Source organism: Lysinibacillus sp. NPDC094177 (assembly GCF_050279145.1).
Classification (GTDB): Bacteria; Bacillota; Bacilli; order Bacillales_A; family Planococcaceae; genus Lysinibacillus.
Map to the genome: position 1 here is coordinate 16798 of NZ_JBNNTW010000009.1, position 24219 is coordinate 41016.

The following is a 24219-nucleotide window of genomic DNA, read 5'->3' on the forward strand; positions in this document are numbered from 1 at the left end:
GTTAATTAAAAATTAGTTTTCTTTTACAGTAACTAAGTGAGCTACTACATCAATCATACCGCGAGTTGCTGCATTGTCAGCCTTCTCAACAGTTTGGTGTAATTTACGTAAACCTAGAGCTTCAATAGTTTTGCGTTGTGCTGGTTTAGAACCAATCACAGATTTTGTAAGGGTGATTTCTAATTTATTAGCCATTATCTTTCCCCCCTTATCCTAATAGTTCTTCCACTGATTTACCACGTAATTTAGCTACGTCCTCTACGCGTTTTAATTCAGTTAAACCTTGAATAGTTGCACGCACCATATTGATTGGTGTGTTAGTTCCAAGAGATTTTGAAAGAATATCAGTAATACCAGCAAGTTCTAGTACGGCACGTACTGGACCACCAGCGATAACTCCTGTACCAGGAGCAGCAGGTTTAATTAGGATTTCTCCTGCACCAAAGCGACCTTGCACTAAGTGTGGAGTTGTTCCACCTACGCGTGGCACTTCGATTAAGTTTTTCTTCGCATCTTCAACAGCTTTGCGGATAGCGTCTGGCACCTCTTGAGCTTTACCAGTACCGAAACCTACATGTCCGTTTTTATCGCCAACTACAACTAATGCTGTGAAGCGGAAGCGACGTCCACCTTTAACAACTTTAGCAACACGGTTAATAGTAACTACGCGTTCTTCAAGTTCTCCAAGTTTGTTTGCGTCAATTCGACTCATGAAATGTGTCCCTCCTTTTTATTAAAATTGTAAACCGTTTTCACGTGCAGCTTCAGCTAAAGCTTTTACGCGTCCATGATATAAGTAACCACCACGGTCAAATACTACAGCAGTAATATTTTTTTCCGTAGCGCGTTTTGCGATTGATTCACCGACTTTAGTTGCAGCATCAACATTGCTACCAGCACCATCAAAACCATTTTCTTGAGAAGATGCGCTAACAAGTGTTACGCCTGCTACGTCATCGATAAGTTGCGCGTAGATGTTCTTGTTAGAACGGAATACGTTTAAGCGTGGACGCTCAGCAGTACCCGAAATTTTAGAACGTACACGTGCATGACGTTTTTTACGAACCTGATTTTTATCTTGTTTCGTAATCACAAGGGTCACTCCTTTCTAATGCTTAGGCAGCATTATTTACCTGTTTTACCTTCTTTACGACGAACGTATTCGCCTTCGTAACGGATACCTTTACCTTTGTACGGCTCTGGTGGACGAACGTCACGGATGTTAGATGCAAGAGCGCCAACGCGTTCTTTGCTAATACCTTTAACGATGATTTTAGTGTTAGAAGGAACTTCTACTTCTAGACCATCTTCAGGTGTGAACTCAACTGGGTGTGAGTAACCTACGTTAAGAACAAGTTTTTTACCTTGTAATTGCGCACGGTAACCGACACCGATAAGTTCTAATGATTTTTCGAAACCAGCAGAAACACCAGTAACCATGTTCGCTAATAGCGCACGAGTTGTACCGTGGTTTGTGCGGTGTTCTTTTGATTCAGAAGGACGAGATACTGTGATTACGTTACCTTCTTGCTCAATTTTCATATCTTGGTGGAAAGAACGAACAAGTTCGCCTTTAGGACCTTTAACAGTAACAGTGTTGTCAGCTGCAACAGTAACAGTTACGTTAGCTGGTACCTCGATAATTTTTTTACCTACACGAGACATTTAGTTGCACCTCCATTCATTTATTGCTAATTACCAAACGTATGCTAGAACTTCGCCGCCAACTTGTTTAGCGCGAGCTTCTTTATCTGTTAATAAACCTTGTGAAGTTGACACTAAAGCGATACCAAGACCGTTCAGTACTTTAGGCACTTCATTTGTTTTTGCATATACTCGTAGACCAGGTTTAGAAATACGTTTTAAACCAGTGATAACACGCTCGTTATCTTTACCGTATTTTAAGAAGATACGGATGATACCTTGTTTGTTATCTTCCACGTATTCTACGTCACGTACGAAACCTTCACGCTTTAAAATTTCAGCGATTTCTTTTTTCACGTTGGAAGCTGGTACTTCTAACTTCTCGTGACGAACCATGTTCGCATTACGAATGCGAGTAAGCATATCTGCAATCGGATCAGTCATTGTCATTACATTTACCTCCTTCCCAAATTAGGGGATTACCAGCTGGCTTTTTTCACGCCAGGAATTTGTCCCTTATATGCAAGTTCTCGGAAACAAATACGGCAAAGTTTAAATTTGCGATATACAGAGTGTGGACGGCCACAGCGTTCACAACGTGTATATTCTTGCACTTTAAATTTTTGCTTACGTTGTTGTTTAACGATCATAGATTTTTTAGCCACGTTTTCGCCCTCCTTGTTTAAATTACTTTTGGAACGGCATACCGAATTGTGTCAATAACTCGCGAGCTTCTTCATCAGAATTCGCTGTCGTTACGATCACGATGTCCATACCGCGTACTTTTGAAACTTTATCGTAATCGATTTCTGGGAAAATTAATTGCTCTTTAACACCTAAAGTGTAGTTACCGCGACCATCGAATGCTTTTTTAGAAACACCACGGAAGTCACGTACACGAGGTAGTGAAATTGAGATTAATTTATCCAAGAATTCATACATACGCTCACCGCGTAATGTAACTTTAGCACCGATTGGCATACCTTCACGTAGACGGAAACCTGCAATCGATTTTTTCGCTTTAGTTACAACTGGTTTTTGACCAGTGATAATTGTTAATTCTTCTACAGCTGCATCTAATGCTTTTGAGTTTTGAACTGCGTCACCAACACCCATGTTGATAACGATTTTCTCAACTTTCGGCAATTGCATAACTGATTTATATCCAAATTTGCTCATAAGAGCAGATGAAACTTCATTTAAATATTTTTCTTTTAGGCGGCTCATTTGTGTACCTCCCTTCTTTTATAGAAATTAGTCGATTACTGCACCTGATTTTTTTGCAACACGAACTTTTTTACCGTTTTCGATTTTATAACCTACACGAGTCGGCTCGCCAGATTTAGGATCGATTAGCATTACGTTCGAAACGTGAATTGCAGCCTCTTGGCTTACAATACCACCTTGTGGATTCAATTGGTTTGGTTTTACGTGTTTTTTCACGATATTCACACCTTCAACAAGAACGCGATCTTGTTTAGGGTAAGCAGCAAGAATAACGCCTTCTTTGCCTTTATCCTTACCAGTGATAACCTTAACCTTGTCACCTTTTTTTACATGCATGCTGTCGCACCTCCTTGATTGGCACTGTCATGAAATTAAAGAACTTCTGGAGCTAGAGAAACGATTTTCATGAAGTTGCTGTCACGTAATTCACGTGCAACAGGTCCGAAAATACGAGTTCCGCGTGGTGATTTATCATCACGAATAATTACACAAGCATTTTCATCAAATTTGATGTACGTACCATCTTTACGACGTACGCCTGATTTAGTACGAACGATAACAGCTTTAACAACGTCACCCTTCTTAACAACGCCACCTGGTGTTGCTTTCTTAACTGTACAAACAACGATATCACCGATGTTAGCAGTTTTACGGCCAGAGCCACCAAGGACTTTAATTGTAAGAACTTCACGTGCACCTGAGTTGTCAGCAACTTTCATACGACTTTCTTGTTGGATCACTTAGGTTACCTCCCTTCGGAAATTGGTTGTTCCGAAATAGTTATTAAATAATAACCGCTTTTTCTACAACTTCAACTAGACGGAAACGTTTAGTAGCTGATAGCGGGCGAGTTTCCATGATACGTACGATATCACCGATTTTCGCTGTGTTTAACTCATCATGAGCCTTAAACTTTTTAGAGTATTTTACACGTTTACCATAAAGCTTGTGCTTTTTGTGAGTTTCAACTAAAACAGAAATAGTTTTATCCATTTTATCTGAAACAACGCGGCCCGTGTAAACTTTGCGTTGATTACGCTCAGTCATACTTGAAAACCTCCTTTATCAGTTATTTGCACTGATTTCTCTTTCACGAATAACAGTTTTCATACGCGCGATTGCTTTACGCACTTCACGAATACGAGCTGTGTTTTCTAATTGACCAGTCGCCAATTGGAAGCGAAGGTTGAAAAGCTCTTCTTTCAGTGATTTCACTTTTAACTCTAATTCAGAAGTGGCAAGGTCACGGATTTCATTAGCTTTCATTAGATTCACCACCAGTTTCTTGACGTTTTACGATCTTACATTTAACAGGAAGCTTATGTGATGCTAAACGAAGTGCTTCACGTGCGATCTCTTCAGATACACCAGCGATTTCGAACATTACTTTTCCTGGTTTTACTACTGCTACCCAACCTTCAGGAGAACCTTTACCAGAACCCATGCGGACTTCTAGAGGTTTTTTAGTGTAAGGTTTGTGTGGGAAGATTTTAATCCAAACTTTACCGCCACGTTTCATGTAACGAGTCATCGCGATACGGGCAGATTCGATTTGACGGTTAGTGATCCAGCTAGCTGTTTGAGCTTGTAAGCCCCATTCGCCGAAAGATACTTCTTTACCGCCTTTCGCTTCGCCACGCATGTTTCCGCGGTGTTCACGACGGTATTTTACGCGTTTAGGCAATAACATATTATTTGCCTCCTTCCACAGATTTCTTCGTAGGAAGAACTTCACCACGGTAGATCCATACTTTAACGCCTAATTTACCGTAAGTAGTGTCAGCTTCTGCGTGTGCATAGTCGATGTCAGCACGTAGAGTATGAAGTGGAACAGTTCCTTCACTATAGTGTTCAGCACGCGCGATATCAGCGCCACCTAAACGACCAGATACTTGTGTTTTAATTCCTTTTGCACCAGCACGGATTGTGCGTTGGATCGCTTGCTTTTGCGCACGACGGAATGATACACGGTTTTCTAATTGACGAGCGATGTTTTCAGCTACTAGACGAGCGTCAAGATCAGCACGTTTGATTTCGATAATGTTGATGTGTACACGTTTACCAGTTAAATCGCTAAGGTATTTACGAAGATTTTCAACTTCAGAACCACCTTTACCGATTACCATACCTGGTTTCGCAGTGTGAATTGTAATGTTTACACGGTTTGCAGCGCGCTCGATTTCTACTTTAGAAACAGAAGCGTCTTTAAGAGCCGTTTCAATATATTTACGCACTTTGATGTCTTCGTGAAGTAGAGTTGCATAGTCTTTTTCAGCGTACCATTTTGACTCCCAGTCACGAATAATACCAACGCGCAGTCCTATTGGATGTACTTTTTGACCCACGGATTAACCCTCCTTCTTCTCAGATACCACTAGAGTAATGTGGCTTGTGCGTTTGTTAATTGCGCTTGCACGTCCTTGCGCACGTGGACGGAAACGTTTTAATGTTGGACCTTCATCAACGAAAACTTCAGAAACTACTAAAGAGTTGATGTCAAGATCGTAGTTGTGTTCAGCGTTAGCAACTGCAGATTTTAATACTTTTTCAACGACTGGAGACGCCGCTTTTGGAGTATGACGTAAAATTGCAACTGCCTCACCAACTTGCTTGCCTCGAATTAAGTCTACAACTAGACGTACTTTACGAGGAGCAATGCGAACAGTACGAGCGATAGCTTTAGCTTGTGTCATTAGGATTTACCTCCTCTCAAAATTAGCGTCTTGTTTTCTTGTCGTCTGCACCGTGACCTTTGTAAGCACGTGTCGGTGCGAACTCACCAAGTTTATGGCCAACCATATCTTCTGTTACGTATACAGGAACGTGTTTACGTCCATCATAAACAGCAATCGTTAAACCGATGAAGTTCGGGAAGATTGTAGAACGGCGTGACCAAGTTTTAATAACTTGTTTTTTCTCAGAAGCCTCTTGCGCTTCCACTTTTTTCATTAAGTGGTCATCGACAAAAGGTCCTTTTTTCAAGCTGCGACCCATGTAGGAACCTCCCTCCGTGATTCCACCACGGCTCTCACATAGAACCGTAGTTTAACCACTTTATTTTTTACGACTACGGATGATGAATTTATCCGATTTGTTTTTCTTCTTGCGAGTTTTGTAACCAAGTGCTGGTTTACCCCAAGGAGTCATTGGTGATTTACGTCCGATTGGAGAACGTCCTTCACCACCACCGTGTGGGTGATCGTTAGGGTTCATTACAGAACCACGTACTTCTGGGCGTTTACCTAACCAACGGCTACGACCTGCTTTACCGATGTTTACAAGTTCGTGTTGTTCGTTACCAACTTGACCGATTGTAGCGCGGCAAGTAGCTAATACTAAACGTACTTCACCAGATTGTAGACGAACGATTACGTATTTGTCTTCACGACCAAGTACTTGTGCAGAAGTACCAGCAGAACGTACTAATTGTCCACCTTTACCAGGTTTTAACTCGATGTTATGGATTGTAGTACCCATTGGAATGTTTGCTAATGGTAATGCGTTACCTACTTTAATATCAGCATCCGGGCCAGATACGATTGTTTGACCAACCTCTAGACCTTTTGGTGCTAAGATGTAAGCTTTTGCTCCATCAGCGTAGTTGATTAATGCGATATTCGCAGAACGGTTTGGATCATATTCAATAGTAGCAACTTTTGCCGGAATGCCATCTTTAACACGTTTGAAATCGATAACACGGTATTGCTTCTTATGACCACCACCATGATGACGAACAGTGATTTTACCTTGGTTGTTACGACCAGCTTTGCGTTTAGTTGGTTCAAGCAATGATTTCTCAGGCTTGTTAGTTGTAATTTCCGCAAAGTCTAAAGACGTCATATTACGACGACCATTAGAGGTAGGTTTATACTTTTTAATCGCCATTGTGTTTCCCTCCTTCTTAAGTGTTCAAATCATAAATCCTTTAAGGATTACATTTCGAATAATTCAATTTCTTTGCTGTCAGCAGTTAATTTAACAATCGCTTTACGACGTTTGTTAGTGTAACCACCATAGCGACCAACGCGTTTGAATTTACCTTTGTAGTTAAGAACGTTTACTTTCTCAACTGTTACACCAAAGATTTCTTCTACAGCGTCTTTTACTTGAGTTTTGTTAGCGCGAGTGTCTACTTCGAAAGTATACTTTTTCTCTGCCATAAGTTCTGAAGAACGCTCAGTAATGACTGGACGTTTTAAAATATCACGTGCTTCCATTATCCAAGCACCTCCTCAACTTTTTCTACTGCAGATTTTGTGAATACAACTTTATCATGACCTAATAGATCAAGAACGTTGATTCCGTTTGCAGTTAAAACTGTTACACCAGGGATGTTACGAGCAGATAATGCTACGTTTTCATCTAGGTCAGCAGTTACGAATAAAGATTTTTTCTCTAGAGAAAGATCTTTAAGGATTTTTGTGAATTCTTTTGTTTTTGGTGCTGCTAGTGAAAGAGCATCAAGAACTAAGAAGTTCTGTTCTACTACTTTAGCTGATAAAGCAGATTTAAGAGCTAAGCGACGAACTTTTTTAGGTAATTTGTAAGAATAGCTACGTGGAGTTGGACCGAATACGATACCACCACCGCGCCATTGTGGAGAACGGATAGAACCTTGACGAGCACGACCAGTTCCTTTTTGACGCCATGGTTTACGACCACCACCAGCAACTTCAGAACGGTTTTTAACCTTGTGATTACCTTGACGAAGAGAAGCGCGTTGTGCTACTACAGCGTCGAATAATACTGCTTCATTTGGCTCGATTCCAAAAATCGCATCGTTTAATTCGATTTCACCAACTGAAGCACCTGTTTGACTAAGTACAGATACTTTTGTCATTCCTGTTTCCTCCTTTCCTTAGGTGATTACTTAGCTTTAATTGCAGTTTTAACTGTAACTAGAGCTTTTTTAGAACCAGGAACATTACCTTTAACAAGTAGTAAGTTACGTTCCGCATCAACTTTCACGATTTCTAAGTTTTGGATTGTAACTACAGTGCCACCCATTTGACCAGGTAATTTCTTTTGTTTGAATACGCGGTTCGGAGCAACTGGACCCATTGAACCAGGACGACGGTGGTAACGAGAACCGTGGGCCATAGGACCACGAGATTGACCATGGCGTTTAATTACACCTTGGAAACCTTTACCTTTAGTAACACCTGTTACATCAATTACATCGCCTTCTGCGAAAATTTCTACTTTGACTTCTTGACCAACTTCGTATTCTTTAACGTTCACGTTGCGGAATTCACGAATGAAGCGCTTAGGAGCAGTGTTCGCTTTTGCTACGTGACCTTGTTCTGGTTTGTTAGAAAGCTTAACACGCTTGTCTTCGAAACCAACTTGGATAGCTTCGTAGCCGTCTGTTTCAGCAGTTTTCTTTTGAAGTACTACGTTTGGAGTAGCTTCGATAACTGTTACCGGGATTAAATCGCCGTTTTCAGCGAAAACTTGTGTCATACCAATTTTTCTGCCTAAGATTCCTTTAGCCATTTGTCACACCTCCTGTAAGTTTTAAAAGTTATATTTTTACCATTAAAGTTTGATTTCGATATCAACGCCAGATGGTAAATCAAGTTTCATTAACGCGTCAACAGTTTGTGGTGTTGGGTTAACGATATCGATCAGACGTTTATGCGTACGCATTTCGAATTGTTCACGAGAATCTTTGTACTTGTGAACGGCACGAAGAATTGTGTACACAGACTTCTCAGTTGGAAGTGGAATCGGACCTGATACACTTGCACCTGAACGTTTTGCAGTTTCCACAATTTTCTCAGCAGACTGATCTAAAATACGGTGATCATACGCTTTTAAACGAATACGAATCTTTTGTTTTGCCATTATTTTCCCTCCTTCTCGCCTATTTTCTAGACATTCTCCACGAAAATTCTCCCACACACCGCCATGGCAAAGCGGCCGGGTGTGTCGGCAACCTCTCGTTTCATCGCAGTCAAAGACCAACATTCAACATTATATACAATAAAAAAAGAATAAGCAAGTCTTTTCGCTAAATTCTTTTAAATGTTGCAGGTATTCATACTACATAATATTTCTCGCTTATCTAAGCCGTTTATTAGTATATAAAATTTCTCTGCACATTGCAACACTTAAGGCTGTTATATCAACGTTTTCGAACATTTCAAACAATTAATCGATTTAAGAACGAGTTTGCTAAATTGCCGATGATCTCACTTTGAGGATGTAGTGCTTGTTCCTAGATGAAAATTACGCCCTTAGTTATGCCTTAATTAATAATCTATAATTTCTTTAACAATAAAAAAGCAGTCTCTAATATTTAGAAACCGCTCTTTCTATCATTTTATAAGAAAAACACACATGCAATCCAGCCAAATATAATAAGTGGGATGTTAATAAAAATAAACGTTGGCACACACGTATCCCAAATGTGATTATGCTGTCCATCTACATTTAAACCTGCTGTTGGTCCAAGAGTAGAATCTGAAGCAGGAGAGCCTGCATCACCTAAAGCACCTGCTGTACCTATTAGACAAATAATCGCCAAAGGACTCATTCCTAACCCTTGTGCAAGAGGCACAAATAAAGTTGCAATGATAGGTACTGTTGCAAAGGATGACCCTATCCCCATCGTCACAATTAAACCAATGACCAACATAATAAATATTGCTAGACTCTTATTCCCTTGAAGAATTGTTAATGAGTTTGTAATTAAGCTATCTACATGGCCCGTGGCGTTAATAACAGATGCAAAGCCATTTGCAGCAATCATAACAAAACCAATAAAGGCCATCATCTTCATTCCTTCTGAAAGAATCTCATCTGCCTCTTTCCATTTAAGTGCCCCAGTAAAATACATAATCATAATTCCTGCAAAAGCACCTACAATCATTGAATCAGTATAAATTTGTGCACATAGAGAGACAATTAAAGCTGCAGCTGTAGAAACAATAACAAACTTACTAACATTAACATTTAAAGACTCTGTCTCAACATCGTTATTTTGATATTGTCGAGGTTTTCGGTAAACGAAAAAGGCTACACATAATCCAATTAACATCCCTAGAACTGGTATAGCCATCGCTACTGGTACATCACGTGAAGATGCCTCCATACCTGCCTTAGTTACTTGAGTAGAAACGATATCTTGGAATATAGCTCCGAAGCCAGCAGGTACGAAACTATATGTACCTACTAAACCAACAGCAATTAATGTTGCGATAATTCGTCGGTCAACTTCTAGCATATTTAAAACCTTTAAGATTGGAGGTATCAACAATGGAATAAAGGCTATATGAATTGGAATTAAGTTTTGTGAGAAAATAGACATCATAAAGATCAGTAAGAAGATTAAAACTTTTACTAAACCTTGTCGATTACTTGAACCGTTTTTATTTAATATCTTTAAAATCCCTGCAATCATTAATTCAGGAATTCCTGTTTTTGAAATGGCAATAGCGAAACCACCAAGCAATCCATAACTTAAAGCAATCGTTGCGCCTGCTCCTAGTCCTTCTGTAAATGATTGTACAGTTGCTTCTATACCCATGCCGCTTGATAGACCTCCCGCAAAGGCCCCCAATACAAGAGAAAGAACAACATTAATACGGAGCAAACTTAATATTAACATGACAGCCACTGCCACAATTACTGCATTCATTTTAACACTTCACTTTCGTACACTAGATTACTAACACACTAAACTTTAATGGTCTAACAGTTGAAAGTCAAGATGTTTTTATGCCCCTATAAAAACTTTCCAAATTCAAACACCATAAAAAAAACAGTATGATCTTAAAATCATACTGTTTTTAGATTTCTTCCTATTATAACGATTCACGAATGACTTTTTTATAATAGCCAACAGAAAGTACAGCGAAGATAGCATATAACGCTATATAGCAGCTCATAGCAATCCATAATGGGGTTGTTAACTCAGATCCAAAGAAGAACCATCCCGACTTAACAGCAAAGTAACTATGGAGTAACCCTATTATTAATGGAACACCGAAGTTAAATGCTTGTTTCATATATATACCTTTCATAATATCTTTTTCAGCGAAGCCAATCTTTCTTAATATCGTATAAGAAGCTCGCTCCTCTTCAGCCTCAGACATTTGTTTAAAGTATAAAATACTACCTGTTGTCATTAAAAATGCTAAAGCTAAAAATGCCGTTGTAAAAATTGTTGTGCCTAATGTTTCAATATTTTCTTGACGCTCACCTTCATAAGATGTTTGCGTAAATTTCATTGTTTTGCCTTCGCTATCTCTAACAGATATGACACCCGAACCTATTGTTTGTTTATACAATTTCTCAGCTAAGTCTATATCGCTTTTCGACTTTAACATAATGGTAGTTTGTTTATGAAATTGAAAAAGATCAGATTTTGTAGCAAGCTTTTCAAATACTTCATCTGATACTACAAAAATAGGTCCCCCTGGCCCACCAGTCACAATTCCACTAATCATACTTTCCTTTTGAATATCTACAACATGGAATGTTTCCTCAAGCTCTCCCGCAGATACTACAATATCACGGTCTTTCTCTAACTTGAACATCGCTTCCATATACCCACCATAGTTTGTTAAGATGGCTTCATTACCAGATACTGATGCCTCAGGAACTCTTTGTTGATAATCAGAAAGTGGAATTGTGTAAATAGTTTGTTTCATATTATAAAAAGGATTACCTTCTTGTTGATCTTCTTCTGGTATTAATTGTCCAACTGCCGCTGTTACACCCTGTAATCGGTAGTCTATTTTATTATAAGCAATATTATTTTCTTCTAGCTTTTTAAAAAAATCCTGATCATTATCTTCAAGCAATATATAGTCGCCAGGTACTTGACTATGTGCATGTGTTTCTGATGAATAATACGAAATATATGCTAATGTGGCAATCCCGAGTGATACACCCGTTAAAACAGTAATGAGCGTCAATGATTTTGCATTACTTTTCATACGATGCATAATTGGTGTTAATGCGAGTACATCATGTACAGATAAATGCCCATTTTTCTTTAGGCGAACTGAATTCATAATAAATGCTACGGAAAAACGAAATACAAGGAAGGTTCCACCAATGGTAGAAGCTAAAATAATAATCATATTTAAAAATAAATTGCCTGAATTGTCAATATCGAATAACTTTGTTGATGCATAGTAGCCATATACAATTAACACAAGACCTAAAAAACCGATGACCATTTGTAGTGGACTAAATCGTTTTACACGCTCATCTGCTTGTTTAGCAGCTGTAAATAGTGACAGTAGTGATACACGATGAATCATCCAAGCCATTTGGACAAGTACAATTACTAGTAGAATGGCAAATACTGCAACAGATTGTTGAAATGCTTGCGTACTAAATGTCATCGTCACAAGTGCCTCTTTTTCTAGTACGCGCAGTAAAATCATTGCAAATAAGCGTGAACTAAAGAACCCTACAAGCATACCTAAAACGACCGCGCCTACAAATAATAGGATACTTTCTACCGCCAATAAGCGTACGATAAGCCCCTTTGTCATCCCTATCAGCTGATACAAGCCTATTTCCTTACTGCGACGCTTCATAAATAAATGGTTTGCATAAAGTACGAAAAACAAAATAATAAAGTACAACATATATGTTGCTGCTTCAAAGCCTGCTGTGGCTGTACCGCTCTGCTGTACAGTAGATAGCACGTCAGGGTTATTTTGCAATGTCAAAAAGGAAAAATATAAAGTAACGCTAAAAATAAGTGCAAAGAAATATAAATAATAATGCTTCATATTTTTCTTCATGCTACGTAACACGAGTTTACTAAGACTCATAACCGTCACCACCTAGCACACTTTGCGTATGCATGATCTCTTGGAAAAATGCCTGTCTCGTTTTATCCCCTTTATATAGCTCACTATAAATGAGTCCATCTTTTAAAAACAAAACGCGTGTACAAAAGCTTGCTGCCACCCCATCATGCGTAACCATCATAATCGTTGCTTTTTTTGTCTCATTAATACTTTGTAGGTTTTTTAAAAGTGCAGTAGCTGATTTTGAATCAAGTGCGCCTGTAGGTTCATCAGCAAATACAAGCGATGGGTTTGTAATAAGTGCGCGAGCTGCCGATGTACGTTGCTTTTGACCACCTGATATTTCGTTTGGGTATTTGTTTAAAATCTCGGTAATACCTAATAAGTGTGTAAGCTCCTTTAAACGACTCTCCGCAACAGCCTTCGGTAGTTTACTAATGGCTAATGGGAGTAGAATATTTTCTTTCACCGTCAATGTATCTAATAAATTATAATCCTGGAATACGAACCCTAATTGCTCACGACGGAAATTAGCTAGCGCCTTCTCCTTCATACCACGTAGGTTTTCCCCGTTTATTTCAATAACACCTTCTGTTGCAAAGTCAATCGAACACAAAACGTTTAAAAGTGTTGTTTTTCCTGAGCCTGATGGTCCCATTATGCCGACAAATTCACCTTTATTCACTTCTAAATCAATGCCCTTTAAAACCTCTTGAGCTGTTGATTTTTTTCCATATACCTTTTTTACTTTACGACCAATTAAAACTGCCACTTGTAAGCGCCCCTTTCTATAGTTCAAGTGTACCCTGTCTGCTCCCTCAATTCGTGCGTTTTACATGACAATATAAAAAGGTAGGTGACAATATCGTCATCTACCTTTTAGTTTGACATATTCATTTTGTAACGGAAAACGTAAGGTAAATATTGAGCCTTCATCTACAGTTGATTGTACACTAATACGAACACCTATCTTCTGAGCCACGTTATGCGCTAAATACAAACCCATGCCTGTCGACTGTGCAGATTCTCTCCCAGCTGTTCCAGTATACGACTTTTGAAAAATTCGAGGCAAATCCTCCTTACAAATACCAATGCCTGCATCTTTTATATGTAATAATGTTGCGCCCTTCGGATCTACCTCCGTAAATATTAATACTTCGGAATTTGCAGGACTATATTTAATGGCATTGGATAAAATTTGTCGCACAATAAAAGCTAGCCATTTTCCATCAGTCATCACAGTCTCCGTTAACTCATCAACATCAAAACCGATGCCTTTTTCAATACACCAAGCTTGCATAGCTCTTATTTCCTTATAGACAACCGTTCTGAGCTCGATCTCTGCCATATAATTATCTTTTTCAATTGAAGAAAAACGTGTTTGATGTAGCTGCTGATCAACCAATAAATGTAGCCTTAACCACTCAGCTTCTAATTTACGACGTAATGTCAAATCTTCAATACGGTCTAACATTAAATTAATCGAAGTTAATGGTGCTTTTACTTCATGAACCCAGGCCAAGAGCTCATCTGTATATTCCTGTAGCTGTACTTTTGCTTGATTTAACTCCGTATCCTTATCGTAAAAGACATCTTCAATCTTTGTAAAATACGCAGTTTGAAAAGGTGATAACGCTAAGTTTCTACTGTGTGCATCATCAAGTTGGCTGTCCACATTTCCCAGGAAATCCTTCAACTCCCCTACTTCAACTACATATCGCCATATAAGAAAAATCATAAAACTAATAAACACGCTAATATTCATATACCAAATAGATATTCCCTCTAATCCAGCGTCTAAAGAAAATAAAACATTGATAATAATGATGATAAAAACGAAAAAGCCTATCCATGCAAGGCGTTCTTTTAAAAATAAAAGTAGCATTGTCACTCACGTCCCTGTGTTACAGCCATATAACCAAGTCCCTTTTTAGTTAAAATCACTTCTTGTAAACCTATATCCTCAAGCTTAGTACGTAACCGATTAACATTTACCGACAATGTATTATCATTGACAAAGCGCTCATCATCCCATAGCTTTCTCATCAAATCATCTCTAGAGACAATTTGATCGGCCTTCTCCACTAAAATACGTAAAATAAAGAGTTCATTTTTAGTTAATGAAGTAAGATTTCCATCATACATAATCTCACTGCGTGCATAATCAATAACTGAACCATTAAACCGTGTGACATCCATTGATTCTTCTACGTAATCATAAGTACGACGCAAAATAGCCTGAACCTTTGCAAGTAATACCTCCATATGGAAAGGCTTTTGCACAAAGTCATCAGCACCCATTTGCATTGCCATTACCATATCCATTGGATGATCTCGTGAAGATAGAAAGAGAATTGGCACCTTTGAGATATGACGTATTTCTCGACACCAATGAAAACCATCATAGGCTGGAAGCTGAATGTCAATCAATACAAGCTGTGGCTTCTGCTCAATAAAATCATCCATCACTTTTTGGAAATCTTTAGGTCCAACTACTTGAAGTGACCATTGTGCAAAACGTGTCTGAATCATTTCGAAAATTGATGGATCGTCTTCAATCAGCAATATTTTCATCTCCATTTGCAGATTCTCCTTTCATGAAGTGTTCTTATGTATTAAATAGGCTAATCGTCATAACGTGAGGTTGATTTCCGCTCCGACTGGGCGGTTTCGTAAAAAATCGATATTTCTGCTTTTTGGTATTTTACCTATTATGTATACATAAAATAATCTAATTTAAGTTAGATTATTTTATATTCTTTACCTATTTTAACATAAAAAACCAATCTGTAAGCGTCCCTACAGATTGGTTTTGAAAAATTAGCTTGCGCTAAAATTATTTTTGGATAGAAGCAACTACGCCAGCGCCTACAGTACGGCCACCCTCACGGATAGAGAATTTAGTACCTTCTTCAAGAGCGATTGGAGCGATAAGTTCTACTGTCATTTCGATGTTATCGCCAGGCATTACCATTTCAACGCCTTCTGGTAAGTTACAGATACCTGTTACGTCAGTTGTACGGAAGTAGAACTGAGGACGGTAGTTAGAGAAGAATGGAGTATGACGGCCACCCTCTTCTTTTGATAAAACATAAACTTCAGCTTTGAAGTTAGTGTGTGGAGTGATTGAGCCTGGTTTAGCTAATACTTGACCACGTTGGATTTCTTCACGAGCTACACCACGAAGTAAAGCACCGATGTTGTCACCAGCTTCAGCGTAGTCTAATAATTTACGGAACATTTCTACACCAGTTACAGTTGTAGATTTAGCTTCTTCAGTGATACCGATGATCTCAACAACGTCACCAACTTTAACTTGACCACGTTCAACACGGCCAGTTGCAACTGTACCACGACCAGTGATAGAGAATACGTCCTCTACTGGCATCATGAATGGTTTGTCAGTTTGACGTTCTGGAGTTGGGATGTAAGAATCTACAGCGTCCATTAATTCAACGATTTTTTCTTCCCATTCAGCTTCGCCTTCAAGAGCTTTAAGAGCTGAACCTTTGATTACTGGTAGGTCATCACCTGGGAAGTCATATTCAGATAGTAGGTCACGGATTTCCATTTCTACTAATTCTAATAATTCTTCGTCATCAACCATATCACATTTGTTCATGAATACTACTAAGTATGGAACACCTACTTGACGAGATAAAAGGATGTGTTCACGAGTTTGTGGCATTGGGCCGTCAGCAGCAGATACTACTAAGATACCGCCGTCCATTTGTGCAGCACCAGTGATCATGTTTTTAACATAGTCAGCGTGTCCTGGGCAGTCAACGTGTGCATAGTGACGAGTTTCTGTTTCATATTCTACGTGAGAAGTATTGATTGTGATACCACGTTCTTTTTCTTCTGGAGCGTTATCGATATCAGCGTATGATTTAGCTTCCCCACCCATTTTTTTAGAAAGAACTGTTGCGATTGCAGCAGTTAAAGTTGTTTTACCATGGTCAACGTGTCCGATTGTACCAATGTTAGCATGCGTTTTTGAACGGTCGAATTTTTCTTTAGCCATTAGAGATTGCCTCCTCAAAATTATATGTTTATATTTTTTTAAAAACTATAGAATAATTGCTGATGGCGAACGGGCCCATCCACCATCTCACAATCATAGCTTACAAATTAGTTATACTTTATGCAAGATGAAAATTCAATTATTCACCTTTATTTTTTTTGACGATTTCAGCAGCGATTGATTTTGGTACTTCTTCATAATGATCGAATGTCATTGAGAATACACCACGACCTTGTGTTGCTGAACGAAGAGTTGTTGCATAACCAAACATTTCCGATAAAGGAACCATTGCACGAACAACTTGAGAGTTACCGCGAGCTTCCATACCCTCAACGCGTCCGCGACGAGAAGTAATGTTACCCATGATATCACCAAGGTATTCTTCTGGAATTACAACTTCTACTTTCATCATTGGTTCTAAGATAACTGCATCACATTGTTTAGCAGCTTCTTTAAGAGCCATAGATGCAGCAATTTTGAACGCCATCTCATTCGAGTCAACGTCATGGTAAGAACCGAATACTAATTTCGCTTTAATGTCGATTAGTGGGTAACCAGCTACTACACCGCGCTCAAGAGAGTCACGAAGACCAGCTTCTACAGCAGGAATGTATTCACGAGGTACTACACCACCAACGATAGCGTTTTCGAATTCAAAGCCTTTACCTTCTTCGTTTGGAGAGAACTCAATCGTTACGTCACCATATTGTCCACGACCACCAGATTGGCGAGTGAATTTACCTTGAACTTTTGCAGAGCTACGGAATGTTTCACGGTAAGATACCATTGGAGCACCTACGTTAGCTTCTACTTTAAATTCACGGCGCATACGGTCAACTAAGATATCAAGGTGAAGCTCACCCATACCTGAGATGATTGTTTGACCAGTTTCTGTGTCAGTGTGAGCACGGAAAGTTGGATCCTCTTCTTGAAGTTTTTGTAAAGCTTGACCCATTTTATCTTGGTCAGCTTTTGACTTTGGTTCTACAGAAAGAGAAATTACTGGTTCAGGGAACTCCATTGATTCAAGAATAACTAGGTTTTTCTCGTCACATAGAGTATCACCAGTAGTAGTATCTTTAAGACCTACTGCTGCTGCGATGTCCCCAGCAAATACTTTAGAAATCTCTTCACGAGAGTTTGCGTGCATTTGTAGGATACGACCTACACGCTCACGTTTACCTTTAGAAGAGTTTTGTACGTATGAACCTGAATCTAATGTTCCAGAGTACACACGGAAGAAAGTTAATTTACCTACGAATGGGTCAGTCATAACTTTGAATGCAAGAGCTGAGAATGGCTCTTCATCTGAAGAATGACGTTCTAATTCTTCGTCACCATCAACATTAGTACCTTTGATTGCTGGTACATCTAATGGAGATGGTAAGTAATCGATAACTGCATCTAACATTGGGCGTACGCCTTTGTGTTTGAATGCTGTACCACAGATTACTGGGTAAAATTCTACTGCGATTGTAGCACGACGGATCGCCGCTTTAAGTTCAGCAACAGAAATTTCTTCGCCTTCTAAATATTTCTCCATGATTTCTTCATCAACACTTGCAACAGCATCGATTAATTTTTCACGGTATTCTTCAGCTTGTGCGCGGTGTTCTTCAGGGATTTCGCCTTGAGTCACTGCTGTACCTTTTTCGTCGCCGTAGAAAGTAGCTTTCATTTCAACTAAGTCAATGATTGCTGAGAACTGATCTTCAGCTCCGATAGGTAATTGGATAGGGTGAGCGTTTGCTTGTAAACGTTCGTGTAGAGTTCCTACAGAATATAGGAAGTCTGCACCTGTTTTATCCATTTTGTTAATGAACACGATACGTGGAACGCCGTAAGTTGTAGCTTGACGCCATACTGTTTCAGTTTGAGGTTCAACACCAGATTGAGCATCAAGTACTGTTACAGCACCATCAAGTACGCGTAGTGAACGTTCAACTTCTACAGTGAAGTCTACGTGTCCAGGAGTATCGATGATGTTTACACGGTGGCCGTTCCATTGAGCTGTTGTTGCAGCAGAAGTGATTGTGATACCACGTTCTTGCTCTTGCTCCATCCAGTCCATTTGAGAAGCGCCTTCATGAGTTTCACCAATTTTGTGAATCTTACCTGTGTAATAAAGGATACGCTCAGTTGTTGTTGTTTTACCAGCATCAATGTGAGCCATGATCCCAATATTACGTGTATTCTCTAGGGAGAATTCGCGTTTCATAGGTATTTCTCCTTCCATATTGGGCGTATGCGGTTTAGAAATTGATTACCAACGGTAGTGAGCGAATGCTTTGTTCGCTTCTGCCATTTTGTGCATATCTTCACGTTTTTTAACTGATGCACCTGTGTTGTTAGAAGCATCAAGGATTTCGTTAGCTAAACGCTCTTCCATTGTTTTTTCACCACGAAGACGAGCGTAGTTAACTAGGTAACGAAGACCTAAAGTTGTACGACGTTCTGGACGTACTTCTACTGGCACTTGGTAGTTAGAACCACCAACACGGCGAGCGCGTACTTCAAGAACTGGCATTACGTTATTTAGAGCAGCTTCGAATACTTCAATTGGATTTTCACCAGAACGTTCTTTAACAAGTTCGAACGCACCGTATAAAATCTTTTGAGAAGTACCTCTTTTACCATCAACCATCATTTTATTAATTAAACGAGTTACTAGTTTTGAACTATAAATTGGATCTGGTAACACGTCACGTTTGGAAACAGGACCTTTACGAGGCATGTGTTTTCCTCCTTTCGAATAGTTATCGATTTATTTTATAAAAAATTGCCTTGTCATATTTGTCGCGTAAAATTTCCAATCCGCTAGCGAGATTGGAAATTTACAACAACTACTAAAGGCTCATTATTAAGCAACGCTAAATAATGTTAAATTATTTTTTTTCTTTAGGGCGTTTTGTTCCGTATTTAGAACGTGATTGTAAACGACCGTTTACACCAGCTGTATCAAGAGCTCCACGTACGATATGGTAACGAACACCCGCTAAGTCTTTTACGCGTCCGCCACGGATAAGAACAACACTGTGTTCTTGTAAGTTGTGGCCTTCACCTGGGATATAAGCTGTAACCTCGATTTGGTTAGTTAAACGTACACGAGCGTATTTACGTAACGCTGAGTTTGGTTTACGAGGTGTCATTGTACCTACACGAGTACAAACTCCGCGTTTTTGTGGAGATTTAACATCAGTTAAAGATTTTTTAAATGAGTTATATCCTTTGTTTAACGCTGGTGATTTTGATTTCGTGCTTTTAGATTGACGAGGCTTACGTACTAATTGGTTAATTGTAGGCATCGGTATTTCCTCCCTTCATTTATTCCTTGTTAATACCACACATCCAGGTGGTTCATTTTTTGGGTAAAAACAAAGTCTTTGTGTTTAATACACAAAAACTACTCTACAGTAATCGCAACTACTGCAGCTCCAACGTGGATTCCACAGGCCTTGCCCAGTTCCTTTTTCGACTCAACAAGAATAACTGGTATACCGATTTCTCTCGCGAAAGATATGGCCGAAACGGTTACCCAATTGTCTGCATCGAGTGCCACAAAAAGTTCTTTCACTGAACCGGCTCGCATTGCTTTTACTGCTTGCTTTGTACCTATGATTGTTTGACTATCCCTTACTCTATCATAAGACATTTTCATATCCTCCGAAGTACAGATAGTTAACTATCAACCTTCAATATATTATCATTATCAATTTCGACTGTCAACTCATATCTTTAAAAAGTCCGAAGAGATGATTAAAATACATCCCTTCGGTACTTATTTAATGATTATTCAGCAGAAATTAGATCCTCTGTGTCAAGCTCATCTTTTTCAATACGAATTTGACGGTAACGTTGCATACCAGTTCCTGCAGGAACAAGTTTACCGATAATTACGTTTTCCTTCAGACCAAGAAGTTCATCGCGTTTTCCTTTAATAGCAGCATCCGTTAACACACGAGTTGTTTCTTGGAATGATGCTGCAGATAAGAATGATTCTGTTTCAAGAGACGCTTTTGTAATACCTAGGATAACAGGACGACAAGTTGCAGGGTTTTTGCCATTTAACACAGCATCTGCATTTGCTTCTGAGAATTGGTGAATATCTAGTAATGAGCCTGGTAATAATTCTGTCTCACCAGCTTCAATTACACGTACTTTACGAAGCATTTGGCGAACCATTACCTCGATATGCTTATCTCCAATTTCTACCCCTTGCATACGGTATACTTTTTGTACTTCTTTTAACAGGTATTCTTGAACTGTTGAAACGTCTTTAACTTTTAACAATTGTTTTGGATCGATAGAACCTTCTGTTAATACTTGACCACGTTCTACAAAGTCGCCTTCTTGTACTTTCAGACGGGCATTGTAAGGTGCTGCGTATTTACGTGTTTCTACTTCACCTTCAATTGTAATCTCTTTTAGACCTTCACGGATTTCAGTGATGTCTGAAACAGTACCTGCGATATCAGAGATAACTGATTGACCTTTAGGATTACGTGCTTCAAAAATCTCTTGGATACGTGGAAGACCTTGTGTAATATCGTCACCGGCAACCCCACCAGTATGGAATGTACGCATTGTTAACTGTGTACCTGGTTCACCGATTGATTGAGCAGCAATAATACCAACTGCTTCCCCAACTTCAACCTTTTCACCTGTTGCTAAGTTCATGCCGTAACATTTTTTACATACACCATGTTTTGTATTACATGTGAATGCTGAACGGATTGTTACTTCCTCGATACCAGCCTCGATAACCGCACGAGCGATATCTTGATCGATTAAGCCATCTTTTTCTAAGATAACTTCACCTGTTTCTGGATGCACGATTGTTTTCTTCGTATGACGACCGATAATACGTTCATCTAACGCTTCAATTAACTCTGTACCTTCCATTAACGCACCAATTGTTAAACCACGGTCAGTTCCACAGTCATCCTCACGAACGATAACATCTTGTGCTACGTCAACAAGACGACGTGTTAAGTAACCTGAATCGGCAGTTTTTAGGGCTGTATCGGCAAGACCTTTACGAGCACCGTGAGTCGAGATGAAGTATTCTAATACCGTTAAACCTTCACGGAATGAAGATTTAATTGGAAGTTCGATAATACGACCAGCCGGGTTGGCCATCAGACCACGCATACCTGCTAACTGTGTAAAGTTAGATGCGTTACCACGGGCACCTGAGTCAGACATCATAAAGATTGGGTTTGTTTTCTCAAGCGACTTCATCAGCTTCGATTGAATTTCATCTTTCGCAGCACTCCAGCTTGAGATAACGCGATCATAACGCTCTTCTTCCGTGATGAAACCACGACGGAATTGCGCTTGAACTTTATCCACTTTTTCTTGTGCTTCCAATAAAATTTCGCCTTTGTCTGGTAATACGACGATGTCAGATACACCTACAGTGATACCAGCACGTGTTGAATATTTGAATCCTAAGTTCTTCATGCGGTCAAGCATTTTAGATGTTTCTGTGATGTGGAAACGTTTAAATACTTCAGCAATGATATTACCTAAGAATTTTTTACGGAATGGGTTTACAACTGGTACTGATGCAAAGTGTTTGCGCAGTACAGCTGTACGTTGTGCATCAACTTTACCTTTTTCATCAAGCCCACTATAAGCAGCATCTGCCTCAAGCTCTTTTAACGTTTCTTCATCAATTGTTAATTTAACAAAGAATTTGTCTGGTGTTGCTTGTTCTAAGTTGAATTCAGTTGGCTCATTAATGTATGGGAATGATTTAGGCAAGATCTCGTTAAAGATTACTTTACCAACAGTCGTTAATAGGAACATATTATTTTGTTCCTCTGTAAATGTTGGGTTGTTTAACGAACCTGCTTTAATCGCAATACGAGTATGCAAATGAACATGACCTGTATCATATGCAATTAATACTTCGTTTGGTCCATAGAAAATTGTTCCTTCGCCGCGAGCTGCTTCACGCTCAAGTGTTAAGTAGTAGTTTCCTAATACCATATCTTGAGATGGTGTTACAACTGGTTTACCGTCTTTCGGGTTCAGGATATTTTGTGCAGCAAGCATTAGAAGACGAGCTTCTGCTTGCGCTTCTGCTGATAATGGTACGTGAACCGCCATTTGGTCACCATCGAAGTCAGCGTTATAAGCTGTACATACTAATGGGTGAAGACGAATAGCACGACCTTCAACTAGTGTTGGTTCAAATGCTTGAATACCAAGACGGTGAAGCGTAGGTGCACGGTTTAGTAATACTGGATGCTCACGAATTACATCTTCTAAAACGTCCCATACATCGTTGTTTAAACGCTCGATTTTACGTTTAGCAGATTTAATATTATGAGCAAGACCACGTTCTACTAACTCTTTCATTACGAAAGGTTTGAATAACTCAATTGCCATTTCTTTTGGTAGACCACATTGGTACATTTTTAAGTTTGGACCTACTACAATAACCGAACGACCAGAGTAGTCAACACGTTTACCAAGTAAGTTTTGACGGAAACGACCTTGTTTACCTTTCAGCATATGTGAAAGTGATTTTAACGGACGGTTACCAGGACCTGTTACGGGTCGACCACGACGACCGTTATCGATTAATGCATCAACAGCTTCTTGTAACATACGTTTTTCGTTTTGTACGATGATACTTGGAGCACCAAGGTCTAGTAAACGTTTTAAACGGTTATTACGGTTGATTACACGACGATATAAATCGTTTAAGTCAGAAGTTGCAAAACGCCCACCATCTAATTGCACCATTGGACGAAGCTCTGGTGGAATCACCGGTAGTACATCTAAAATCATCCATTCAGGAGAGTTACCTGAGTTACGGAATGATTCAACAACTTCAAGACGTTTAATTGCACGTGTACGACGTTGACCTTGTGCTGATTTTAACTCTTCTTTTAAAGAATGAGTCTCATCTTCAAGATCAATTTTACCTAATAATTTTTTAATTGCTTCCGCACCCATAGATGCTTCGAATGTGTTGCCGAATTTTTCGCGATATGCACGGTACTCTTTTTCAGAAAGTAGTTGTTTACTTTCTAGGTTTGTAGCACCTGGTTCGATTACAACGTAAGAAGCAAAGTAAATTACTTCTTCTAGTGCACGTGGGGACATATCTAAAATAAGACCCATACGACTAGGAATACCTTTGAAGTACCAGATATGAGATACTGGTGCTGCTAATTCGATATGGCCCATACGTTCACGACGAACTTTAGCGCGTGTTACTTCAACTCCACAACGATCACAAACTACGCCTTTATAGCGTACACGTTTGTATTTACCACAATGACACTCCCAGTCCTTAGTTGGACCAAAAATACGCTCACAGAATAAACCATCTTTTTCTGGTTTTAAAGTACGATAGTTGATTGTTTCAGGTTTTTTGACTTCACCGTATGACCAAGAACGAATCTTGTCAGGAGAAGCTAAACCGATTTTCATATATTCAAATTCATTAACGTCTATCAAGGAGCCTACCTCCCTCTAGTATAGGTCTTTATAAAGACTCTTTTACGCAGCTCGATAATCGTTTGCAAGAAT

The 24219-nt window shown here is 39.2% G+C and carries 31 protein-coding genes; all 31 read right to left on the reverse strand.

Features of this window, described 5'->3' with window-relative positions; translation table 11 throughout:
* Nucleotides 1–12: 12 nt before the first annotated feature.
* Nucleotides 13–195: a 50S ribosomal protein L30 gene (gene rpmD, locus ACQKNC_RS14960; protein WP_053482805.1), complete on the reverse strand. Its 183-nt coding sequence runs from the start codon at nt 193–195 to the stop codon at nt 13–15.
* A gap of 13 nt (nt 196–208) precedes the next feature.
* On the reverse strand, nt 209–712 hold the full coding sequence (gene rpsE / locus ACQKNC_RS14965) for a 30S ribosomal protein S5 (RefSeq protein ID WP_249075422.1): 504 nt from the start codon (nt 710–712) through the stop codon (nt 209–211).
* Between the two features lie 21 nt (nt 713–733).
* Nucleotides 734–1093 carry a 50S ribosomal protein L18 gene (rplR, locus tag ACQKNC_RS14970; RefSeq protein WP_427425615.1) on the reverse strand — a complete coding sequence of 120 codons (360 nt, stop codon included), beginning with the start codon at nt 1091–1093 and terminating at the stop codon, nt 734–736.
* Nucleotides 1094–1125: 32 nt separating this feature from the next.
* Nucleotides 1126–1665, reverse strand: coding sequence for a 50S ribosomal protein L6 (gene rplF, locus ACQKNC_RS14975; RefSeq protein WP_427425616.1), 540 nt, complete (start codon nt 1663–1665; stop codon nt 1126–1128).
* A gap of 30 nt (nt 1666–1695) precedes the next feature.
* Complete coding sequence (rpsH, locus tag ACQKNC_RS14980; protein WP_008181717.1) at nt 1696–2094, reverse strand: 30S ribosomal protein S8; 399 nt, start codon at nt 2092–2094, stop codon at nt 1696–1698.
* 29 nt (nt 2095–2123) lie between these two features.
* The gene (locus ACQKNC_RS14985) at nt 2124–2309 is read right to left on the reverse strand and encodes a type Z 30S ribosomal protein S14 (RefSeq protein ID WP_004233656.1); all 186 of its coding nucleotides are present in this window, start codon (nt 2307–2309) and stop codon (nt 2124–2126) included.
* 22 nt (nt 2310–2331) lie between these two features.
* Nucleotides 2332–2871: a 50S ribosomal protein L5 gene (rplE, locus tag ACQKNC_RS14990; protein WP_427425617.1), complete on the reverse strand. Its 540-nt coding sequence runs from the start codon at nt 2869–2871 to the stop codon at nt 2332–2334.
* Nucleotides 2872–2898: 27 nt separating this feature from the next.
* Entirely contained in the window at nt 2899–3207 is a 309-nt protein-coding gene (gene rplX / locus ACQKNC_RS14995) for a 50S ribosomal protein L24 (protein ID WP_053482809.1), read from the reverse strand.
* A gap of 35 nt (nt 3208–3242) precedes the next feature.
* A complete protein-coding gene (gene rplN, locus ACQKNC_RS15000; RefSeq protein ID WP_004233650.1) occupies nt 3243–3611 on the reverse strand; it encodes a 50S ribosomal protein L14 in 369 nt (122 codons plus the stop codon).
* Between the two features lie 43 nt (nt 3612–3654).
* Nucleotides 3655–3918, reverse strand: coding sequence for a 30S ribosomal protein S17 (rpsQ, locus tag ACQKNC_RS15005; RefSeq protein WP_053482810.1), 264 nt, complete (start codon nt 3916–3918; stop codon nt 3655–3657).
* A gap of 18 nt (nt 3919–3936) precedes the next feature.
* A complete protein-coding gene (gene rpmC, locus ACQKNC_RS15010) occupies nt 3937–4137 on the reverse strand; it encodes a 50S ribosomal protein L29 (RefSeq protein ID WP_049662852.1) in 201 nt (66 codons plus the stop codon).
* Nucleotides 4127–4561, reverse strand: a complete 435-nt coding sequence (gene rplP / locus ACQKNC_RS15015; protein WP_010860599.1) for a 50S ribosomal protein L16 — start codon at nt 4559–4561, stop codon at nt 4127–4129. Before rplP ends, rpmC begins: the two co-directional genes overlap by 11 nt.
* Nucleotide 4562: 1 nt before the next feature.
* A complete protein-coding gene (gene rpsC, locus ACQKNC_RS15020) occupies nt 4563–5216 on the reverse strand; it encodes a 30S ribosomal protein S3 (RefSeq protein ID WP_049662850.1) in 654 nt (217 codons plus the stop codon).
* 3 nt (nt 5217–5219) lie between these two features.
* Nucleotides 5220–5564, reverse strand: a complete 345-nt coding sequence (rplV, locus tag ACQKNC_RS15025) for a 50S ribosomal protein L22 (RefSeq protein WP_004233639.1) — start codon at nt 5562–5564, stop codon at nt 5220–5222.
* Nucleotides 5565–5586: 22 nt separating this feature from the next.
* On the reverse strand, nt 5587–5865 hold the full coding sequence (rpsS, locus tag ACQKNC_RS15030; RefSeq protein WP_036151954.1) for a 30S ribosomal protein S19: 279 nt from the start codon (nt 5863–5865) through the stop codon (nt 5587–5589).
* Nucleotides 5866–5925: 60 nt separating this feature from the next.
* Nucleotides 5926–6756, reverse strand: a complete 831-nt coding sequence (gene rplB / locus ACQKNC_RS15035) for a 50S ribosomal protein L2 (RefSeq protein WP_402783792.1) — start codon at nt 6754–6756, stop codon at nt 5926–5928.
* A gap of 47 nt (nt 6757–6803) precedes the next feature.
* Nucleotides 6804–7088, reverse strand: coding sequence for a 50S ribosomal protein L23 (gene rplW / locus ACQKNC_RS15040; RefSeq protein ID WP_053482811.1), 285 nt, complete (start codon nt 7086–7088; stop codon nt 6804–6806).
* On the reverse strand, nt 7088–7711 hold the full coding sequence (rplD, locus tag ACQKNC_RS15045; protein WP_053482812.1) for a 50S ribosomal protein L4: 624 nt from the start codon (nt 7709–7711) through the stop codon (nt 7088–7090). The genes rplW and rplD overlap by 1 nt, the downstream gene beginning before the upstream one ends.
* A gap of 26 nt (nt 7712–7737) precedes the next feature.
* On the reverse strand, nt 7738–8367 hold the full coding sequence (rplC, locus tag ACQKNC_RS15050) for a 50S ribosomal protein L3 (RefSeq protein WP_427425618.1): 630 nt from the start codon (nt 8365–8367) through the stop codon (nt 7738–7740).
* Between the two features lie 42 nt (nt 8368–8409).
* Nucleotides 8410–8718: a 30S ribosomal protein S10 gene (rpsJ, locus tag ACQKNC_RS15055; RefSeq protein ID WP_004233624.1), complete on the reverse strand. Its 309-nt coding sequence runs from the start codon at nt 8716–8718 to the stop codon at nt 8410–8412.
* 478 nt (nt 8719–9196) lie between these two features.
* Nucleotides 9197–10513, reverse strand: coding sequence for a Na+/H+ antiporter family protein (locus ACQKNC_RS15060; protein ID WP_427425619.1), 1317 nt, complete (start codon nt 10511–10513; stop codon nt 9197–9199).
* A 166-nt stretch (nt 10514–10679) separates the two neighbouring features.
* Nucleotides 10680–12668 (reverse strand): FtsX-like permease family protein, encoded by a 1989-nt coding sequence (locus ACQKNC_RS15065; RefSeq protein ID WP_427425620.1) that lies wholly within the window; start codon nt 12666–12668, stop codon nt 10680–10682.
* Nucleotides 12658–13419 (reverse strand): ABC transporter ATP-binding protein, encoded by a 762-nt coding sequence (locus ACQKNC_RS15070; protein ID WP_427425621.1) that lies wholly within the window; start codon nt 13417–13419, stop codon nt 12658–12660. Before ACQKNC_RS15070 ends, ACQKNC_RS15065 begins: the two co-directional genes overlap by 11 nt.
* A 96-nt stretch (nt 13420–13515) precedes the next feature.
* Nucleotides 13516–14532 (reverse strand): sensor histidine kinase, encoded by a 1017-nt coding sequence (locus ACQKNC_RS15075; protein WP_427425622.1) that lies wholly within the window; start codon nt 14530–14532, stop codon nt 13516–13518.
* A 2-nt stretch (nt 14533–14534) separates the two neighbouring features.
* Entirely contained in the window at nt 14535–15221 is a 687-nt protein-coding gene (locus ACQKNC_RS15080; RefSeq protein WP_427425747.1) for a response regulator transcription factor, read from the reverse strand.
* Nucleotides 15222–15483: 262 nt separating this feature from the next.
* Nucleotides 15484–16671, reverse strand: coding sequence for an elongation factor Tu (gene tuf, locus ACQKNC_RS15085; RefSeq protein WP_337988325.1), 1188 nt, complete (start codon nt 16669–16671; stop codon nt 15484–15486).
* Nucleotides 16672–16810: 139 nt separating this feature from the next.
* Nucleotides 16811–18889 (reverse strand): elongation factor G, encoded by a 2079-nt coding sequence (fusA, locus tag ACQKNC_RS15090; protein WP_427425623.1) that lies wholly within the window; start codon nt 18887–18889, stop codon nt 16811–16813.
* Nucleotides 18890–18934: 45 nt separating this feature from the next.
* A complete protein-coding gene (gene rpsG / locus ACQKNC_RS15095; RefSeq protein ID WP_036123710.1) occupies nt 18935–19405 on the reverse strand; it encodes a 30S ribosomal protein S7 in 471 nt (156 codons plus the stop codon).
* Between the two features lie 151 nt (nt 19406–19556).
* Complete coding sequence (rpsL, locus tag ACQKNC_RS15100) at nt 19557–19976, reverse strand: 30S ribosomal protein S12 (protein ID WP_008181595.1); 420 nt, start codon at nt 19974–19976, stop codon at nt 19557–19559.
* Nucleotides 19977–20074: 98 nt separating this feature from the next.
* Nucleotides 20075–20323, reverse strand: a complete 249-nt coding sequence (locus ACQKNC_RS15105; protein ID WP_427425624.1) for a ribosomal L7Ae/L30e/S12e/Gadd45 family protein — start codon at nt 20321–20323, stop codon at nt 20075–20077.
* A gap of 137 nt (nt 20324–20460) precedes the next feature.
* The gene (gene rpoC, locus ACQKNC_RS15110) at nt 20461–24147 is read right to left on the reverse strand and encodes a DNA-directed RNA polymerase subunit beta' (protein ID WP_427425625.1); all 3687 of its coding nucleotides are present in this window, start codon (nt 24145–24147) and stop codon (nt 20461–20463) included.
* Nucleotides 24148–24219 lie beyond the last annotated feature (72 nt).

What these genes read in the sequence shown, in the direction of transcription:
- rpmD (WP_053482805.1), bottom strand. Translation starts at nt 195, where the DNA reads ATGGCTAATAAATTAGAAATCACCCTTACAAAATCTGTGATTGGTTCT.
- rpsE (WP_249075422.1), bottom strand. Translation starts at nt 712, where the DNA reads ATGAGTCGAATTGACGCAAACAAACTTGGAGAACTTGAAGAACGCGTA.
- rplF (WP_427425616.1), bottom strand. Translation starts at nt 1,665, where the DNA reads ATGTCTCGTGTAGGTAAAAAAATTATCGAGGTACCAGCTAACGTAACT.
- rpsH (WP_008181717.1), bottom strand. Translation starts at nt 2,094, where the DNA reads ATGACAATGACTGATCCGATTGCAGATATGCTTACTCGCATTCGTAAT.
- rplE (WP_427425617.1), bottom strand. Translation starts at nt 2,871, where the DNA reads ATGAGCCGCCTAAAAGAAAAATATTTAAATGAAGTTTCATCTGCTCTT.
- rplX (WP_053482809.1), bottom strand. Translation starts at nt 3,207, where the DNA reads ATGCATGTAAAAAAAGGTGACAAGGTTAAGGTTATCACTGGTAAGGAT.
- rpsQ (WP_053482810.1), bottom strand. Translation starts at nt 3,918, where the DNA reads ATGACTGAGCGTAATCAACGCAAAGTTTACACGGGCCGCGTTGTTTCA.
- rpmC (WP_049662852.1), bottom strand. Translation starts at nt 4,137, where the DNA reads ATGAAAGCTAATGAAATCCGTGACCTTGCCACTTCTGAATTAGAGTTA.
- rplP (WP_010860599.1), bottom strand. Translation starts at nt 4,561, where the DNA reads ATGTTATTGCCTAAACGCGTAAAATACCGTCGTGAACACCGCGGAAAC.
- rplV (WP_004233639.1), bottom strand. Translation starts at nt 5,564, where the DNA reads ATGACACAAGCTAAAGCTATCGCTCGTACTGTTCGCATTGCTCCTCGT.
- rpsS (WP_036151954.1), bottom strand. Translation starts at nt 5,865, where the DNA reads ATGGGTCGCAGCTTGAAAAAAGGACCTTTTGTCGATGACCACTTAATG.
- rplB (WP_402783792.1), bottom strand. Translation starts at nt 6,756, where the DNA reads ATGGCGATTAAAAAGTATAAACCTACCTCTAATGGTCGTCGTAATATG.
- rplW (WP_053482811.1), bottom strand. Translation starts at nt 7,088, where the DNA reads ATGGAAGCACGTGATATTTTAAAACGTCCAGTCATTACTGAGCGTTCT.
- rplD (WP_053482812.1), bottom strand. Translation starts at nt 7,711, where the DNA reads ATGACAAAAGTATCTGTACTTAGTCAAACAGGTGCTTCAGTTGGTGAA.
- rplC (WP_427425618.1), bottom strand. Translation starts at nt 8,367, where the DNA reads ATGGCTAAAGGAATCTTAGGCAGAAAAATTGGTATGACACAAGTTTTC.
- rpsJ (WP_004233624.1), bottom strand. Translation starts at nt 8,718, where the DNA reads ATGGCAAAACAAAAGATTCGTATTCGTTTAAAAGCGTATGATCACCGT.
- ACQKNC_RS15060 (WP_427425619.1), bottom strand. Translation starts at nt 10,513, where the DNA reads ATGAATGCAGTAATTGTGGCAGTGGCTGTCATGTTAATATTAAGTTTG.
- ACQKNC_RS15065 (WP_427425620.1), bottom strand. Translation starts at nt 12,668, where the DNA reads ATGAGTCTTAGTAAACTCGTGTTACGTAGCATGAAGAAAAATATGAAG.
- ACQKNC_RS15075 (WP_427425622.1), bottom strand. Translation starts at nt 14,532, where the DNA reads ATGCTACTTTTATTTTTAAAAGAACGCCTTGCATGGATAGGCTTTTTC.
- ACQKNC_RS15080 (WP_427425747.1), bottom strand. Translation starts at nt 15,221, where the DNA reads ATGAAAATATTGCTGATTGAAGACGATCCATCAATTTTCGAAATGATT.
- tuf (WP_337988325.1), bottom strand. Translation starts at nt 16,671, where the DNA reads ATGGCTAAAGAAAAATTCGACCGTTCAAAAACGCATGCTAACATTGGT.
- fusA (WP_427425623.1), bottom strand. Translation starts at nt 18,889, where the DNA reads ATGAAACGCGAATTCTCCCTAGAGAATACACGTAATATTGGGATCATG.
- rpsG (WP_036123710.1), bottom strand. Translation starts at nt 19,405, where the DNA reads ATGCCTCGTAAAGGTCCTGTTTCCAAACGTGACGTGTTACCAGATCCA.
- rpsL (WP_008181595.1), bottom strand. Translation starts at nt 19,976, where the DNA reads ATGCCTACAATTAACCAATTAGTACGTAAGCCTCGTCAATCTAAAAGC.
- ACQKNC_RS15105 (WP_427425624.1), bottom strand. Translation starts at nt 20,323, where the DNA reads ATGTCTTATGATAGAGTAAGGGATAGTCAAACAATCATAGGTACAAAG.